The organism is Sinorhizobium sp. NFACC03, assembly GCF_900103435.1.
Lineage (GTDB): Bacteria > Pseudomonadota > Alphaproteobacteria > Rhizobiales > Rhizobiaceae > Ensifer.
Genome location: NZ_FMXF01000015.1, coordinates 144,512 through 160,629 on the forward strand (window position 1 = coordinate 144,512; position 16,118 = coordinate 160,629).

At 64.4% G+C, this 16,118-nt stretch carries 15 protein-coding genes; 5 read left to right on the forward strand and 10 right to left on the reverse strand.

Translation table 11 applies throughout. From position 1 onward, the window contains the following. Positions 1 to 31: 31 nt before the first annotated feature. Both fmt and truA read left to right on the forward strand, forming a co-directional pair. Positions 32 to 967 carry a methionyl-tRNA formyltransferase gene (gene fmt, locus BLU35_RS19540; protein WP_093234098.1) on the forward strand — a complete coding sequence of 312 codons (936 nt, stop codon included), beginning with the start codon at positions 32 to 34 and terminating at the stop codon, positions 965 to 967. After that, a complete protein-coding gene (gene truA, locus BLU35_RS19545; protein ID WP_058329088.1) occupies positions 967 to 1,710 on the forward strand; it encodes a tRNA pseudouridine(38-40) synthase TruA in 744 nt (247 codons plus the stop codon). The genes fmt and truA overlap by 1 nt, the downstream gene beginning before the upstream one ends. Before the next feature lie 21 nt (positions 1,711 to 1,731). On the opposite strand, the gene BLU35_RS19550 is transcribed toward truA, so the two are convergent. The 5 genes from BLU35_RS19550 to BLU35_RS19570 form a co-directional block, all read right to left on the reverse strand. Further along, positions 1,732 to 2,328: a hypothetical protein gene (locus BLU35_RS19550; RefSeq protein WP_093234099.1), complete on the reverse strand. Its 597-nt coding sequence runs from the start codon at positions 2,326 to 2,328 to the stop codon at positions 1,732 to 1,734. After that, positions 2,315 to 3,508 (reverse strand): succinyl-diaminopimelate desuccinylase, encoded by a 1,194-nt coding sequence (dapE, locus tag BLU35_RS19555; protein WP_093234100.1) that lies wholly within the window; start codon positions 3,506 to 3,508, stop codon positions 2,315 to 2,317. Before dapE ends, BLU35_RS19550 begins: the two co-directional genes overlap by 14 nt. A 207-nt stretch (positions 3,509 to 3,715) precedes the next feature. Further along, a complete protein-coding gene (locus tag BLU35_RS19560; protein WP_093234101.1) occupies positions 3,716 to 6,901 on the reverse strand; it encodes an efflux RND transporter permease subunit in 3,186 nt (1,061 codons plus the stop codon). A gap of 129 nt (positions 6,902 to 7,030) precedes the next feature. Then, positions 7,031 to 8,233 (reverse strand): efflux RND transporter periplasmic adaptor subunit, encoded by a 1,203-nt coding sequence (locus BLU35_RS19565; protein ID WP_093234102.1) that lies wholly within the window; start codon positions 8,231 to 8,233, stop codon positions 7,031 to 7,033. Positions 8,234 to 8,317: 84 nt separating this feature from the next. Next, positions 8,318 to 9,142: an alpha/beta hydrolase fold domain-containing protein gene (locus tag BLU35_RS19570; RefSeq protein WP_058323637.1), complete on the reverse strand. Its 825-nt coding sequence runs from the start codon at positions 9,140 to 9,142 to the stop codon at positions 8,318 to 8,320. 140 nt (positions 9,143 to 9,282) lie between these two features. Between BLU35_RS19570 and BLU35_RS19575 the strand changes: the two genes are divergently transcribed. Continuing rightward, the gene (locus BLU35_RS19575) at positions 9,283 to 10,194 is read left to right on the forward strand and encodes a LysR family transcriptional regulator (protein ID WP_058323636.1); all 912 of its coding nucleotides are present in this window, start codon (positions 9,283 to 9,285) and stop codon (positions 10,192 to 10,194) included. Positions 10,195 to 10,197: 3 nt separating this feature from the next. Here BLU35_RS19575 and BLU35_RS19580 read toward each other — a convergent pair whose 3' ends face one another. Then, complete coding sequence (locus BLU35_RS19580; protein ID WP_286161561.1) at positions 10,198 to 10,548, reverse strand: winged helix-turn-helix transcriptional regulator; 351 nt, start codon at positions 10,546 to 10,548, stop codon at positions 10,198 to 10,200. A 133-nt stretch (positions 10,549 to 10,681) separates the two neighbouring features. Between BLU35_RS19580 and BLU35_RS19585 the strand changes: the two genes are divergently transcribed. Further along, a complete protein-coding gene (locus BLU35_RS19585; protein WP_058329132.1) occupies positions 10,682 to 10,999 on the forward strand; it encodes a DMT family transporter in 318 nt (105 codons plus the stop codon). A 91-nt stretch (positions 11,000 to 11,090) separates the two neighbouring features. Here BLU35_RS19585 and BLU35_RS19590 read toward each other — a convergent pair whose 3' ends face one another. The 3 genes from BLU35_RS19590 to dapD all read right to left on the reverse strand — a co-directional run bounded on the left by BLU35_RS19590 (position 11,091) and on the right by dapD (position 14,531). Continuing rightward, the gene (locus tag BLU35_RS19590) at positions 11,091 to 13,034 is read right to left on the reverse strand and encodes a DEAD/DEAH box helicase (protein ID WP_093234105.1); all 1,944 of its coding nucleotides are present in this window, start codon (positions 13,032 to 13,034) and stop codon (positions 11,091 to 11,093) included. A 251-nt stretch (positions 13,035 to 13,285) separates the two neighbouring features. Then, complete coding sequence (locus BLU35_RS19595) at positions 13,286 to 13,669, reverse strand: DUF805 domain-containing protein (protein ID WP_057248041.1); 384 nt, start codon at positions 13,667 to 13,669, stop codon at positions 13,286 to 13,288. A gap of 4 nt (positions 13,670 to 13,673) precedes the next feature. Beyond that, positions 13,674 to 14,531 (reverse strand): 2,3,4,5-tetrahydropyridine-2,6-dicarboxylate N-succinyltransferase, encoded by an 858-nt coding sequence (gene dapD, locus BLU35_RS19600; protein ID WP_058329083.1) that lies wholly within the window; start codon positions 14,529 to 14,531, stop codon positions 13,674 to 13,676. 367 nt (positions 14,532 to 14,898) lie between these two features. Between dapD and BLU35_RS19605 the strand changes: the two genes are divergently transcribed. Next, positions 14,899 to 15,798, forward strand: coding sequence for an LOG family protein (locus tag BLU35_RS19605; RefSeq protein ID WP_093234108.1), 900 nt, complete (start codon positions 14,899 to 14,901; stop codon positions 15,796 to 15,798). A gap of 14 nt (positions 15,799 to 15,812) precedes the next feature. Here BLU35_RS19605 and BLU35_RS19610 read toward each other — a convergent pair. Beyond that, positions 15,813 to 16,118: transposase (locus tag BLU35_RS19610; RefSeq protein WP_143032954.1), on the reverse strand; the 306-nt coding region annotated here is incomplete at its 5' end.

Genomic DNA, 16,118 nt, shown 5'->3' on the forward strand with positions numbered 1-16,118 from the left:
TGAAGTGATCTGAAAGGACGGAGTTACCGCCTTGTCACTTCGCATCATCTTCATGGGTACGCCGGAATTTTCGGTGCCGACGCTGGCGGCGCTTGCCGAGGCTGGTCACCAGATCGTTGCCGCCTATACACAGCCTCCGCGACCGGGCGGCCGCCGCGGGCTCGACCTGCAGAAGTCGCCGGTCCATCAGGCGGCCGACCTGCTCGGCATCCCCGTGCTGACGCCGGTCAACTTCAAGGACGAGCCGGATCGCCAGACCTTCCGCGACTTCGACGCCGATGTCGCCGTCGTCGTCGCCTATGGCCTGCTTCTGCCCGAGGCGATCCTCACCGGCACCAAATACGGCTGCTACAACGGCCATGCTTCGCTGCTGCCGCGCTGGCGGGGTGCTGCCCCCATCCAGCGCGCCATCATGGCCGGCGATCATGAGACCGGCATGATGGTGATGAAGATGGACAAGGGGCTCGATACCGGCCCCGTCGCCCTCACCAAGGCCGTCCAGATCGGTGAGACGATGACAGCGGGCGAATTGCACGACCGGCTGATGCAGGTCGGTGCGACGCTGATGAAAGAGGCGATGGCCAAGCTTGCGGCCGGCGATCTGCCGCTGACCGCGCAGCCCGACGAGGGCGTCGTCTATGCGGCGAAGATCAGCAAGGCGGAAACCCGCATCGACTTTGCCCGCAGCGCTCGCGAGGTGCATGATCATATTCGCGGCCTGTCGCCATTCCCGGGTGCGTGGTTCGAGCTCGAAATCGCCGGCAAGCCGGAACGTATCAAGGTTCTGAATTCCGAGCCGGCATCGGGTGCCGGCGAGCCCGGCACGGTACTTGACGACAATCTCACGATTGCCTGCGCCGAGGGTGCGGTCCGGCCCACGCGCCTGCAGCGCGCCGGCGGCAAGGCGCTCGGCGCCGCCGACTTCCTGCGCGGAACGCCGGTCGCGTCCGGCACGAGGGTCGGCTGATGCCGCGGTTCAAGCTGACCGTCGAATATGACGGCTCCGACTATGTCGGCTGGCAGCGGCAGGACAATGGCGAGTCCGTGCAGGGTGCGATCGAAAAGGCCGTCCTGTCGCTGACCGGCGAGACCGTTTCGATCCGCGGCGCCGGCCGCACCGACTCCGGCGTGCACGCCAGTGGCCAGGTCATGCATGTCGATCTGACGCGCCCGTGGAAGCCCTATACGTTGCGTAACGCGCTGAACGCGCATCTGGGGCTTGCGGGTGAGCGTGTGGCGATCCTCGAAGCCGAGGAAACGTCGCCGGAGTTCGACGCGCGTTTCTCGGCGCTGCGTCGGCACTATCTCTACCGCATCATCTCCCGGCCGGCGCCGCTGGCGCTGGAAGCCAGGCGCGCCTGGTGGGTGCCGAAGCCGCTCGACCACGCGGCCATGCACGAAGGCGCGCAACGTCTAGTCGGCCACCATGACTTCACCACGTTCCGCTCCGCCCATTGCCAGGCGACGAGCCCGGTGCGCACGCTTGATCGGCTGGATGTCGCGCTCGTCGCCGGTGTCATCGAAATCCGCGCCACGGCGCAGAGCTTCCTGCACAACCAGATCCGCTCCTTTGCCGGTTCGTTGAAGCTGGTGGGCGAGGGGAAGTGGACGCCGGACGACCTGCAGGCCGCACTCGAAGCGCGCGACCGCAAGGCCTGCGGCCCCGTGGCCCCACCCGATGGGCTCTACTTCCTGCAAGTGGATTATTGATCGCGGGGAGATCCCGGAGCTTTAGCCCGGGATCAGGCCGAAAAAGCGCTGCAAGAGATCGCCGATCATCATCGACGGCAGCAGGAAGAGCGCCGTCAGCGCCGAGGCCAGCAGGGTCTGGTTGCCGGTAATCATGCGCAGGAGCCGGAAAAGCAACGCGACGCTGACGACGAGCAGCGCCAGCCAGATCAGGCTCGTCAGGCCCTGGCTTCCCGGAATGATCAGGCGGATGGCGGCGGGAATGGCCATCGCGTAGGAAAGCGGGACCGAGAGCCAGTTGGTGGTGACGACGATTGGCACCACGGCCCCTGCAAAACCGAGCGGGCGCGACAGAGTGGCGATCAGCACCAGCGGCAGCAGCCAGCTGACGAGATCGACGACCAGAAGCTTGAAGATGAAACCGATGCCGATGGTCGTACCGGCCGGCATCGCCGAGAGATAATAGAACCGCCAGGACGCCCAGGTGACGGCGATCGCCGGCAGGCACCAGAGCATAGAGGTGAAGGAGCGCCAGAGGCCGCTCTCACTGAAATCGAGCCAGCGGAATCCCTCCTCTTTGCCCTGCGCCAAGAGCCAGAGGCCCTTGATATAGGCAAGCACTTCATCAAGCAGCGGCATGGCCGAACCAGCTGAAGATGAAGGTTTCGTAGATGTTCGTCAGCGTCTCGAGGTCGGCGACGGCAACGCGCTCGTCGACCATGTGCATGGTCTGGCCGACCAGGCCGAACTCGACCACAGGGCAGTAGTCCTTGATGAAGCGCGCATCCGAAGTGCCGCCCGTGGTCGACAGCTTCGGCTGCCGGCCGGTGACAGCCTCGACGGCGCCGGAAAGCGAATCGATCAATGCGTTGTTGCGTGTCAGGAACACGTGGCTCGGGCGCTCGGCCCAGGTGATCTCGTAGCGGACGGGCGCGCGGTCCGGGCGCAGGCTGCCGGCGGCTGCGGCGCGGTCGAGCCGCACGATGATTTCAGCCATCAGGCTTTCCGCCGTCCAGGTGTCGTTGAAGCGGATGTTGAAGGCGGCACTCGCCTTGGCCGGAATGACGTTGACGGCGCCATTGCCGACATCGATCGTCGTCACCTCAAGGTTCGATGCCTGGAAACTCTCGGTGCCGTTGTCGAAGGGCGGATCCATCAGCGCCTGGGTCAGCTGCAGGACGCCGCGCACGGGATTGTCGGCAAGGTGCGGATAGGCGGCATGGCCCTGCACGCCGTTGACGTTGATGCGGCCGGAGAGCGAGCCGCGCCGGCCGATCTTGATCATGTCGCCGAGATGGTCCGGATTGGTCGGTTCGCCGACGAGGCAGGCGTCCCAGCGCTCGCCCTTGTCGGCCGCCCATTGCAAGAGCTTGGTGGTGCCATTGATTGCCGGCCCCTCTTCGTCACCGGTGATGAGGAAGGAAACCGAGCCCTTCGGGAGCCCATGTTTTTCGATGTGGCGGGCGACTGCGGCGACGAAGCAGGCGATGCCGCCCTTCATGTCGACGGCGCCGCGGCCGTACATTTCTCCGCCGGCGATGTCGGCCGAGAACGGGCCGTGGCTCCAGGCGGCTTCGTCGCCGACGGGAACGACATCGGTATGGCCGGCGAACATCAGATGCGGGCCTTCCGTGCCGAGCCGGGCATAGAGGTTCTCGATATCGGGCGTGCCGACGTCCTTCGCCACCACGCGATCGACCGCAAAGCCGAGCGGCTTCAGCATCGCCTCCAGGGCGGAAAGCGCTCCGCCTTCGGCCGGGGTGACCGAGGGGCAGCGAATGAGGGTGGCGAGATTGGCGATCGGATCGGTGGGGGTCATCTAACGCTATGCCGTCTGCTTGGCCGCTGAGGCCAATGGAATGGAGGCTGCTGGTTTATCCGATCGCCAGCGAACTGTCACGCGGGATGGGGAACTGTCACGCGGGGATGCAATGCGGCGCCGCGCCTGGGCGGAGGCGCGACGCCGCAGCGTCAGCGGGCCGGGATGGATCCGGCCCGCGTGAAGAGTGTAACGGGTAAAAAGGCCCTATTCTCCGGGTGCGAGATGCGGCGCTTCGATATGGGCTCCGGCGTGCTTCAGAGGCCGCTCGCCGGTAAGCTTGCGGATCAGCACGTAGAAGACCGGCGTCATGAAGATGCCGAAGGCGGTGACGCCGATCATGCCGGCAAAGACCGCGACACCCATGGCCGAGCGCATTTCCGCACCGGCCCCCGTGGACGTGACCAGCGGCACCACGCCCATGATGAAGGCCATCGAGGTCATCAGGATCGGACGAAGACGCAGCCGGCTCGCTTCGATCGCGGCCTTGACCGGGGTGCTGCCCGACAGTTCGAGTTCGCGGGCGAACTCGACGATCAGGATGGCATTCTTCGCCGACAGGCCGACCAGCACGATCAGGCCGATCTGGGTGAACACGTTGTTGTCGCCTCCCGTCAGCCAGACGCCCACCAGTGCCGCCATGATGCCCATCGGCACGATCAGGATGATCGAGATCGGCAGAGTCAGGCTTTCATACTGGGCGGCGAGCACCAGATAGACGAGCAGCAGCGCCAGCGGGAAGACCAGGATGCCCGAATTACCGGCCAGGATCTGCTGATAGGTGAGATCCGTCCATTCGAAGGCGATGCCCGGCGGCAGGGTTCCGGCGGCGATCTTCTCGATAGCCGCCTGTGCCTGGCCGGACGAGAAGCCCGGAGCCGGGCCGCCGTTGATGTCGGCGGACAGGAAGCCGTTATAGCGGATCGCCCGTTCGGCGCCGACGGTCTGCTCGACCTTCAACAGCGCCGACAGCGGGATCATCTCGCCGGTCTGCGAACGCACCTTCAGCTTGCCGATGTCGTCGGCATGGCTGCGGTAGTTGGCATCCGCCTGGATGCGCACGCTGTAGGTGCGGCCGAAGGCGTTGAAGTCGTTGACGTAGAGCGAGCCCAGGTAGATCTGCAGGGTCTCGAACACGTCGGTGACCGCCACGCCGAGCTGGCGTGCCTTCACCCGATCGAGGTCGGCATAAAGCTGCGGCACGTTGATCTGGAAGCTGGAATAGAGCCCGGCCAGCTCAGGCGTCTGGTAGGCCTTGGCAAGGAACGCCTTGGTCGCCTCGTCGAGCGCCTGGTAACCGAGGCCGTTCTTGTCCTCGAGCTGCAGCTTGAAGCCGCCGGTCGTGCCGAGACCCTGGACGGGCGGCGGCGGGAACATGGCGATGAAGGCATCCTGGATCGCGCCGAATTCCTGGTTGAGCTGCATGGCGATCGCGCCGCCTGACAGTTCGGGCGTCGTGCGCTCCTCGAAGGGTTTCAGGGCAACGAAGACGATGCCGGAGTTCGACGAGTTGGTGAAGCCGTTGATCGACAGGCCCGGGAAGGCGATGGCGTTCTTGACGCCCGGATGCTTGAGCGCAATTTCGCTCATGCGCTTGATCACGTCTTCCGAGCGGTCGAGCGTTGCTCCATCAGGAAGCTGGGCGAAGCCGATCAGGTACTGCTTGTCCTGGGCCGGCACGAAGCCGCCGGGGATGGCGCGGAACAGCGTGAAGGTGACGCCGAGCAGCAGGACATAGACGACCATGATCAGCGACTTGCGCGTCAGGATGCGGCCGACGCCGCGGCCATAGGCCTCCGAGCTTGCCCCGAAGAAGCGGTTGAAGCCGCGGAAGAACCAGCCGAAGGCCTTGTCCATCGCCCGCGTCAGCCAATCCTTCGGCGCGTGATGGTCCTTCAGGAGAAGGGCGGCCAGCGCCGGAGACAGCGTCAGCGAGTTGAGGGCCGAGATGACAGTCGAGATCGCGATCGTCAGCGCGAACTGGCGATAGAACTGACCGGTGAGGCCGGTGATGAAGGCGAGCGGCACGAAGACGGCGACGAGCACCAGCGCAATCGCGATGATCGGGCCGGAGACTTCCTGCATGGCGCGATAGGTCGCCTGAACCGGCGACAGGCCCTGCTCGATGTTGCGTTCGACGTTTTCCACCACCACGATCGCATCGTCGACGACGATGCCGATCGCAAGCACCAGGCCGAAGAGGCTGAGCGCGTTGATCGAGAAGCCGAAGACATACATCACCGCGAAGGTGCCGACGATCGAGACCGGCACGGCGACGAGCGGGATGATCGAGGCGCGCCAGGTCTGCAGGAAGATGATGACGACAAGCACGACGAGCGCGATCGCTTCGAGCAGGGTATGGATGACCGACTCGATCGAGGCGCGGACGAATTGCGTCGTGTCGTAGACGATCTCGTAGTCGACGCCCTCAGGCATGGTGAGCTTCAGCTCAGCCATGGCCTTGTGCACGTTTTCGGAGATCTGGATCGCGTTCGAGCCCGGCGCCTGGAAAATGCCCATGCCGACCGCCGGCTTGTTGTCGAGCAGCGAGCGCAGCGAGTAGTCGGCAGCGCCCATCTCGACGCGGGCGACGTCGCCAAGGCGGGTCACTTCGCCCTCGGCGCCGGATTTGACGACGATGTTGGCGAAATCCTCAGGTGTCTGCAGACGGCCTTGCGCGTTGACGGAAAGCTGCAGGTCGAGGCCGGGCACGGAGGGCGAGGCACCGATGACGCCGGCGGCCGCCTGGACGTTCTGACCGCGCACCGCATTGGCGATGTCGCTTGCGGCAAGACCGCGCTCGGCGGCCTTCTGCGGGTCGATCCAGACGCGCATCGAATAGTCGCCGCCGCCGAAGATCTGCACCTGGCCGACGCCGTCGATGCGGGCCAGCCGATCCTTGACGTTCAGCACACCGTAGTTGCGCAGATAGTTGATGTCATATTGCCCGTTCGGCGAGATCAGGTGCACGACCAGCGTCAGGTCTGGCGAGCTCTTGACGGTGGTGACGCCGAGGCGGCGCACTTCCTCGGGCAGCCGCGGCTCGGCCTGCGAGACGCGGTTCTGCACGAGCTGCTGGGCCTGATCGGGATCGGTGCCCAGTTCGAAGGTGACCGTCAGCGTCATCAGGCCGTCGGCGGTCGCCTGGCTCTGCATGTAGAGCATGCCTTCGACGCCATTGATCTGTTCTTCGAGCGGTGTCGCCACCGTCTCGGCGATAACGGCCGGGTTGGCGCCCGGATACTGCGCGCGCACGACGATCTGCGGCGGCACGACTTCGGGATATTCGGAGATCGGCAGACCGGTCATGCCGATCAGGCCGGCCACGAAGATCAGGACCGAAAGAACGCCCGCGAAGACCGGGCGGTCGACGAAGAAGCGTGAGAAATTCATGGTATCCCCCTTGGGACGAGTTCGGGCAGACGGCGGGTGTCCCGCGGCGAAAGGTGTCGCCGCGCGGCGCTGTCTGCTGAGTGATGCCTAGGCCGGCCGCCTCTTCACACCAGGCGAAGAGGCACCTGATTACTTGGCGATCGAGGCAGTCGTTTCCTCGACCTGCTGCGGCGCCACGACGACGCCAGGGCGAACCCGCTGCAGGCCGTTGACGACAATGTTCTCGCCGGACTTCAGGCCGCTTTCGACGATCCGCAGACCATCGGAATTCGGCCCGAGTTTCACCTGGCGATACTCGACCTTGTTGTCGGTACCGACGACGAAGACGAACTTCTTGTCCTGGTCGGAGCCGATGGCGCGGTCGCTGATCACGAGCTTTTCCTCGGGGTCCGGTTCGCCGATGCGGATGCGGACGAACTGGCCAGAGATCAGCCTGCCGTCGGCGTTTTCGAGCGCTGCACGCACCCGGATCGTGCCGGTTGCCGCATCCACCTCGTTGTTGATGAGCTGGATATGGCCCGTGATCGGCGTGCCCTCGTCGGCGGCGGTGCCGACCTGGACCGGAAGGCGCTCGATCGCGTCGCCGCCGGCCGAGGCGGCAAGCTTGGCGAGTGCCGTCGTGACCACCTCTTCGCTGGCGTTGAAGCTCGCATAGATCGGATCGACCGAGACGAGTGTGGTCAGCACCGGCGAGGCGGAGCCTGCGGCGACCAGGTTGCCGGCGGTGACGTCGAGCCGGCCGACGCGGCCGGAAATCGGCGCCCGCACCTCCGTATATTGCAGGTCGAGTTCGGCGGTGCGCAACGCCGCCTTGGCCGAGCGCACTTCGGCTTGAGCTTCGTCATAGGCGCTGGAGCGCTGGTCGACGCTGCTCTGCGGCACGGCGCTGGTGGTCACCAGCTTGCGGCCGCGCTCGAGTTCGATCTTGGCAAGCGCGACGCGCGCTTCGGCTGCCTCGACCTGGGCCTTCGCCCGTTCGACGGCCGCGGCATAGGGCTCGGGATCGATCGTTACCAAGAGATCGCCCTGCTTGACGAGCGCGCCTTCGCGGAAATGCGCCTTGAGAATGGCGCCGCCGACGCGCGGGCGAACCTCGACCCGCTCGATCGCTTCGAGCCGGCCGGAGAATTCCTCCCAGGTGGTGATACGCTTGGACTGCGCCCGCGACACCGAGACCGGCACGGCCGGAGGTGGCGCCGCGGCGGTCTCGGTTGCGGCGTCGGCCTCGAAATGCTGCGGCAGGCCGAGCATGACGGCACCACCGCCGGCGACAGACAAAAGGATACTCAGGCCGGCGCCCCAGAGGGCCCGACGGGTCACTATCGATGTCATCTTTTCTCTCCTTGCCGGTTGGGAGCCGGCGCGTTGCTTTCGATGTCAGACAAGGTGAAGGGGCTGGGTGACCGCCGCTCTCGTCTAACGCACCGTCATTTCCGCCGGCTTCGCCCCCGTCTTCTGGAAGAATCGGGAGAAGATGCCGGTAATTTCTTCCTGCTGTGCCGCCCAGTTTTCCTTGGCGACCGTATTCTGCGGCAGCCATCCGGCTCGTCCCGGCAGGACGTGAGATTCAACTGATACGCCCGCCTGACGCAGGCGTTTGGCATAGGCTTCGGTTTCGTCGCGCATCGGACACTCCTCGCTGGTGAGGATCAGCGAAGGCACGAGGCCGGCGAGCCGCGTGCAGTGGGCCGGCGCGGCGTAAGGATGCGTGAAGCCGCCGCTTTGCCCGAGGTAGCGCTGCCAGCCGTCGGCGATCGATTGCGCCGAGGACTGCGGACAGTATTGCCGGAACGATTCCGTCGCGAGACACGGGTCGAGCATCGGCGACAAAAGAATCTGGCCCTTGAGGTCGGTCAGATACTGGTCACGCGCCATCAGCGCGGCGCCGGCGGCAACATTGCCGCCCGCCTCTTCGCCGGCCACGAACAGCGACGATTTCTTGTGCGCGAACTGCGGGCAGCGCGAGCGCATCGACGACAGCATGGCGTAGGCGACATCAAGCGCCGCGGGAAACGGATTGAGGCAAGCTGTGGAATATTCCGGCGAGATCACCACGGCGCCAGCCGCCGCAAGCGCCTCGGCGACGCGCTCACCGGCGGCGATCGTTCCGCCCATGAAGGAGCCGCCATGCAGGTGCAGCACGATCGGCGGCGGATTGAGCAAAGCTTCGCCGCGGTAGACGCGTGCCGTGCAGCAGCCTTGGCCGGTCTGCATCGTCTCCACTTTGAACAGTTCGCCCATCTCTCTTGCCTTCGGCCCGAGCTCAACCCACATGTGGCGACAACACGCCACGGTAGGAGAATAACATTGTCTTCTGTCTGGAATAGTCTTTTCAAACTGACTACACTATTCGTATTCTCGAACAATTATGGCTCTTGAAAATGGACCAGCTCACGGCCATGCGTGCGTTCCTCCGGGTCGTCGAAACCGGGAACTTCACGCGCGCCTCCGCGTCGCTCAGCATGCCCAAGGCAACGTTGACCAATCTCATCCAGGGGCTGGAGGCGCATCTGCGCACGAAGCTCCTGAACCGCACCACGCGCCGCGTGCTGGTGACGCCTGATGGTGCGCTTTATTACGAGCGGGCCGCGCGCCTCTTGACCGACCTCGACGAACTGGACGGCAGCCTGTCGAGCGCCCAGAGTTTGCCGAAGGGGCGATTGCGTGTCGAGACGGCGGGCGCCTTTGCCAATCTGATCATCGTTCCAGCGCTTCCTGAGTTCAATCGGAAGTATCCGGACATCCAGATCGACCTCGGCGTTTCCGATCGCACCGTCGACTATCTCGCGGAGAACGTCGATTGCGCCATCCGTGGCGGCGCACTGACGGATCAGTCGCTGATCGCCCGACGCATTACAGAGATGAAATTCGTCACCTGCGCCTCGCCGGAATATCTCAAGCGGCACGCAATGCCGCAGCATCCTTCCGATCTCGCGAAGAATTGCTCCGTTGTCGGCTATTTCATGCCGAAGACCGGCCAGCCGATGCCCTACCAGTTCCGCCGCGGCAACGAAGAGATGGAGGTCCAGGGTCGTTACAGCGTCGCGGCAAACGAGGCGACGACCTATCTTGCTGCCGCGCGCGCCGGATTGGGTGTCATCCAGGTGCCGCTCTTCATGGTCCGCGACGATCTGCGGGCCGGCACCATGGTTCCGGTGCTCAGCGACTGGCAGATCGATCCGGAGCCGGTCTATCTTGTCTATCCGCCGAACCGCCACTTGAGCAGTCGCCTGCGCGTCTTTGCCGACTGGGTGGTGAAGGTGGTCGCCCAGTCGCAACTCGACGCGGAGTGAGCCTCACTTGTCTCGTTCGGCGTCGTAGCGCTCGCGGGCCACATCCAGCGCGCCGAAATGCGTCTCGGCCCAACGATCGAGCACCAGCAAGGTTTCGCTGAGTGAGCGGCCGATCGGGCTCAAGCTGTATTCCACATGCGGCGGCACGGTCTTCTTGTCCTCGCGGATAGCGAGGCCGTTGCGCTCCAGCTCCTTCAGCGTCTGCGTCAGCATCTTCTGCGAGATGTCGCCGAGCCGGCGCATCAGCGCGGCATTGCGCATCGGCCCACCTTCGAGCGCCGAGATAATGAGCATCGGCCATTTGCCGGCGATCAGCTCCAGCGCGTGGCGTGACGAGCAGGTTGGATCGAACACGTCAGGGATCGAGGCTGCGGGCGCTTTCGCCGGGCTTTCCGGATTTTCCATAGTTACCAAAAGGTGCGTAATTGTTATTTGGTGCCTACCCTACCAGATTGTGAACCATGTGAGAATTCCAATGGAGACGAACATGGCATGGATCATTCTGATAGCGGCGAGCCTCGTCGAGATCGTCATGGGACTGGCGCTGAAATACGCCGAGGGCTGGACGAAACTGATGCCGAGCGCGATCGGCATCGCGGCAGCTCTCGGCAGCGTCTATCTCCTGACGATCGCGATGCGAGACCTGCCGGCAGGCACAGCCTACGCCGCCTGGACCGGCATCGGCTCGGTCGGCATCACTGTGCTCGGCATCGTGCTCTTCGGCGACCCGATCTCCTGGATGCGCATCACCTGCATCGCGATGATCATCGTCGCCGTCGCCGGCCTTCGCTTCCTGGAAGCCTGAGACCACATCGTTCGCAACCCTGCTCACGAAAAAAGCGCCGCGATCCGATCGCGGCGCTTTTTAATTGACTGAGAACTCTGCCGGTGTCGGCTTAGCCCTGGCGGTTCTTGGCGTTGCCCTTGGGCTTGGTTTTGGGCTTGAAGCCGCCGTCCTTGCTGGCGTCCGGCTTGCCCTTCTTCTTGTTGTTCCAGGGCTTGCCGGCACCCTTGGCCGGCGGCCGGTCCTCGGTATGGGTCGGTCCATCGGAATAGGCGGCCTTCTTTTCGAACTTCCGCTTCGGCTTGAAGTCGCCGCGATCATCGCTCCGCACAGCATCGTCGGAATAGGGGCGCTTCTTGGCAAAGCCCGGCTTGTCCTTGGAGTAGCTCGGCTTTTCCTGACGCTGCTGCGAAAGGTCAGGCGCGCCAGCGAGCGGCTTCACCCGAATGCCTTTCTCCAGCATCTTGTCCTTGCCGATGGCCGACAGGAACCGTTCGGCACCCTCGGAGGTCATCTCGACGAAGGTTTCCTCCTGCTGCATGCGGATCGCGCCGATGTCGCGCTTCGTCAGCTTGCCGTGGCGGCAGAGCATCGGGATCAGCCAGCGCGGCTCAGCGCTCTGCTTGCGGCCGACCGATAGCGAGAACCAGCTGCCGTCGCTGAAATCCGCGCGATCGGCGCCGAAATCCTCGCGGGGTCCGGCGCGCTCGTCCCGGCGCGGTTTTGCACGATTGTCCCCGACGGCAACCTCGATCAGGTCTTCCGGAGCGGAGCGTCCCGAGCGGAACTGGCGCACAAAGGCAGCGGCCATCTGTTCAGCACCGTGGCGTTCGATGAGCGCTGCGACGATCGCCTCCTCGTCCTCGCGGATCGGCTCGGCAAAGCTGGTGTCGGCAAGCAGGCGCTCGTCGTCACGCTGGCTGACCTCGTCGGCCGACGGTGGCCGCGCCCATGTCGCGGTGATCCGTCCGCCGTCGAGCAGGCGCTCGGCCTTGCGGCGCTGGTTGACCGGCACGATCAGCGCGCTCACCCCCTTCTGGCCGGCGCGTCCGGTTCGGCCGCTGCGGTGCAGCAGCGTTTCCGAGTTGGTCGGCAGGTCGGCGTGGATGACCAGTTCGAGGCCCGGCAGGTCGATGCCGCGGGCGGCGACGTCGGTGGCGATGCAGACACGGGCGCGGCCGTCGCGCATGGCCTGCAGCGCGTGGGTGCGTTCGTTCTGGCTGAGTTCGCCCGAGAGCGCCACCACCGAGAAGCCGCGGTTGTTGAAGCGGGCGGTCAGGTGGTTGACCGCGGCGCGGGTCGAACAGAAGACGATCGCGTTTCTGGCCTCATAGTAGCGCAGCACGTTGATGATCGCGTTCTCGCGATCGTTCGGCGCCACCGTCAGGGCGCGATATTCGATGTCGACATGCTGCTTCTGTTCGGAAGCGGTGCTGATGCGCACGGCGTCGCGCTGGTAGTTCTTGGCAAGCGTCGCGATCGATTTCGGCACGGTTGCCGAGAACATCAGCGTGCGGCGGTCATCGGGGGATTCCTCGAGAATGAATTCGAGGTCCTCGCGGAAGCCGAGGTCGAGCATCTCGTCGGCCTCGTCGAGCACGATGGCGCGCAGCGAGGAAATGTCGAGCGAGTTGCGGCGGATATGGTCGCAAAGACGTCCGGGCGTGCCGACGACGATGTGCGCGCCGCGTTCCAGCGCCCGCTTCTCGGTACGCATGTCCATACCGCCAACACAGGAAGCGATGGTCGCGCCGGTTTGTTCGTAGAGCCATTCGAGCTCGCGCTTCACCTGCAGCGCCAATTCGCGCGTCGGGGCGATCGCCAGCGCCAGCGGTGCGCCGGCCGGGCCGAAGCGGCGCTCGTCACCCAGCAGGGTCGGCGCGAGCGCAAGGCCGAAGGCGACCGTCTTGCCGGAACCGGTCTGCGCCGAGACCAGCGCGTCCCTGTCGGCGAGCTCCGGGTCGCGCATCGCCTTTTGAACCGGCGTCAATTCGTTGTAACCGCGTTTTGCCAACGCCTCGGCGATCGCAGGCGCGATCCCTTCGAATTCAGTCATATCGTGTCTTTCGGATTTCGGTCGTCATGCCCAGGACGATCGGATCGTCATTGGCGCGAATTGCCGTGGCCAGCACGTCGCGGGCCTGTCATGGCGCGCTACATACGCGCTCGCACGGTTCTTGTACAGGGGCGAAGGGTCCAGAGCGGGATGAGGAAAGGTGTGCACGGTTTTCCGCCCGCCTCCCGCTCCAACTTACAGGAAACGATCCGTTTGTGATTTTGGGTCGATCCGATCCAAAATCATCGTGTCTAGATTCCCGGTTGGTCGCTGCGCGCGCCGAATTCGTTGGGTCCCGGCTCACCCGGCCACAGGCAAAGCGCGATGAAAACCACCGGGCTGAGGACGGGAATGAACAGACAGAGCGAGAGCGGTCCGGGATAGCCGATATCGTGCAGGCGCTTGATCGCCAGCATGGCGATCGAGGGCAGGGAGACGATCGCCGAGATGGCGAACGCCAGTGTCCAGAGGGCCAGCGCCGTCTCGTGTTCTTCGTTGGCAACCATCCTGGCGACGATGAAGCCGCCGATGAGGAACCAGAACAGCCAGGACAGGAAGAAGGGCAGGCGGCCGATGCGACCAGAGGGGCTGAAGAACAGCCAGGTCATGCTCGGCTGCGGCCCCTCCGGTGTCATCGCATCAGTCCCGCAGCAGTTCGTTGATGCCGGTCTTCGAGCGGGTCTTCTCGTCAACGCGCTTGACGATGACGGCGCAATAGAGGTTCGGTGCCGGCTGGCCGTTGCCCATGGTCGAACCGGAAGGCATCGAGCCTGCGACGACGACGGAATAGGGCGGCACTTCGCCATAGGTGATTTCGCCGGTGGCGCGGTCGACGATCTTGGTCGACTTGCCGATGAAGACGCCCATGCCGAGGACCGAGCCCTCGCGCACGATGCAGCCTTCGACGACTTCCGAGCGGGCGCCAATGAAGCAATTGTCCTCGATGATCGTCGGGCCGGCCTGCATCGGCTCCAGTACGCCGCCGATGCCGACGCCGCCAGAGAGATGCACGTGCTTGCCGATCTGGGCGCAGGAGCCCACGGTTGCCCAGGTATCGACCATCGTGCCTTCGCCGACATAGGCGCCGAGGTTGACGAAAGATGGCATCAGGATCGCGTTGGGGGCGATATAGGCCGAGCGGCGCACGACGCAGTTCGGTACGGCGCGGAAACCAGCCTTCTCGAATTCGTTGACGCTCCAGCCGTCGAACTTCGACGGTACCTTGTCCCACCAGACGGACTGGCCCGGTCCACCCTTGACGATTTCCATCGGGTTGAGGCGGAAGGAGAGCAGCACCGCCTTCTTCAGCCATTGATTGACCGTCCATACGCCATCCTCGCCGCGCTGGGCAACGCGGACCTTGCCGCCGTCGAGCAGGTTCAGCGCCGTCTCCACGGCATCGCGCACTGCGCCGCGCGTTCCGGTGTTCACGGAATCGCGGTCTTCAAAGGCGGTCTCGATCGTCTGCGACAGGGAGGTGAGGTCGTGGTTCGTCATCGGAATTCCTTAAAGTTCGGCGGTTATCCTGCGAAAGCTCTACTGCATAATTCCTCAAATCGGAATCGATTTAAGGACAAAAATACGCAGCAGATCTAGGTGCTGCAGCGATCTTGACACGTCTTGGCGGACGTGTGGCGCTGTAGAAGCCGGTCCTGAAAAGTTGAAGGGCTTTTCAGGCCGATGCGCTTGCCCGGGGTTGGCAAATCCGGGCGATTCCTGCACTACAGCGCCGCGCACCCGTTCGGGACGCGCAAGGGGCGCGCAGCGCAGTGGTGCGCTTGCAACCTTCATGACCGAGGATTGAGGATAGGACGCGTCTGGCCGAGATGCCGATTGTCCGGAACGCGACGAGAAAGACGACACGATGGCACGCATGAAGAAGCGCGCACTGCGCCGCAAGGACGGGGTCTGGGATCCACTGGCCGACAGCTCGCAGAGCCGGCAGCGAGCGCAGACGGTCCCGATCACGCCGCAATCGGCATCGCCCTCCTATCGCCTCGCCTATATCGACGACGATTTCCTTTGCCGCGAGGAACTGCGCCCGGTCCGTCTGCAGCTCGAACTCATGAAGACCGAGATGATGCTGGAAGAACGCGGCATCAATTCCACCATAGTGATGTTCGGCGGTGCCCGCATTCCCGAGCCCGGCGGTGATGCCTGGGCGGCAAAGAACGAGACGCAGCGCAAGAACCTCGAGGCGGCCTCGGTCTATTACGAGGAAGCGCGCAAGTTCGCGCGGCTCTGCTCCGAGCATTCGGCCAAGCTGCACTACAAGGAATATGTGGTCGTCACCGGCGGCGGACCTGGCGTGATGGAGGCGGGCAACCGCGGCGCCCACGATGTCGGTGCACCGTCGATCGGCCTCAACATCGTGCTGCCGCATGAGCAGGCGCCGAACCGCTTCGTGACGCCGGAACTGTCGTTCAACTTCCACTACTTCGCCATCCGCAAGATGCACTTCCTCTTGCGTGCCAAGGCCGTCACCGTCTTCCCCGGTGGCTTCGGCACGCTCGACGAGCTCTTTGAAACGATGACGCTGATGCAGACCGGACGTCTGGCGCTGGTGCCGCTCATTCTCTTCGGCGAAAAATTCTGGCGTTCGATCGTCAACTTCGAGGCGCTTGCCGAGTTTGGCACGATCGCACCCAATGACATCGATCTGGTACACTTTGTCGAAACGGCTGACGAAGCCTGGGAGATCATTGCCCGCTTCTACGAAACCGTCGATCCGAAGTCGGTGCCGATGGCGAACGGGCGGCGCTAGAGTATCCGTGTTGGTCAAGTACGGGTTGGTTCCCATATGCGGCCATCCCTGAGCAATGCGTTTGCGATGATGATGAGCTTTCGCATGACGGCGGTAATGGCGAGTTTTGAGGCTTTTCCGGCGGCCTTGAGCCGGTCGTATTTGGCCTTGAGGTCGGGATTGAAGCGGATGGCGACGAGCGCGGGCATGTAGAGTGCTCGTCGGACATTGGCCCGGCCGCCGCGGATGAAGGCGCGGCCGATCCACTGTCCGGACTGGCGAGCGACCGGAGCGAGGCCGGCGAGGGAAGCGACCTGGGCCTGGTCGAGTGTACCGAGTTC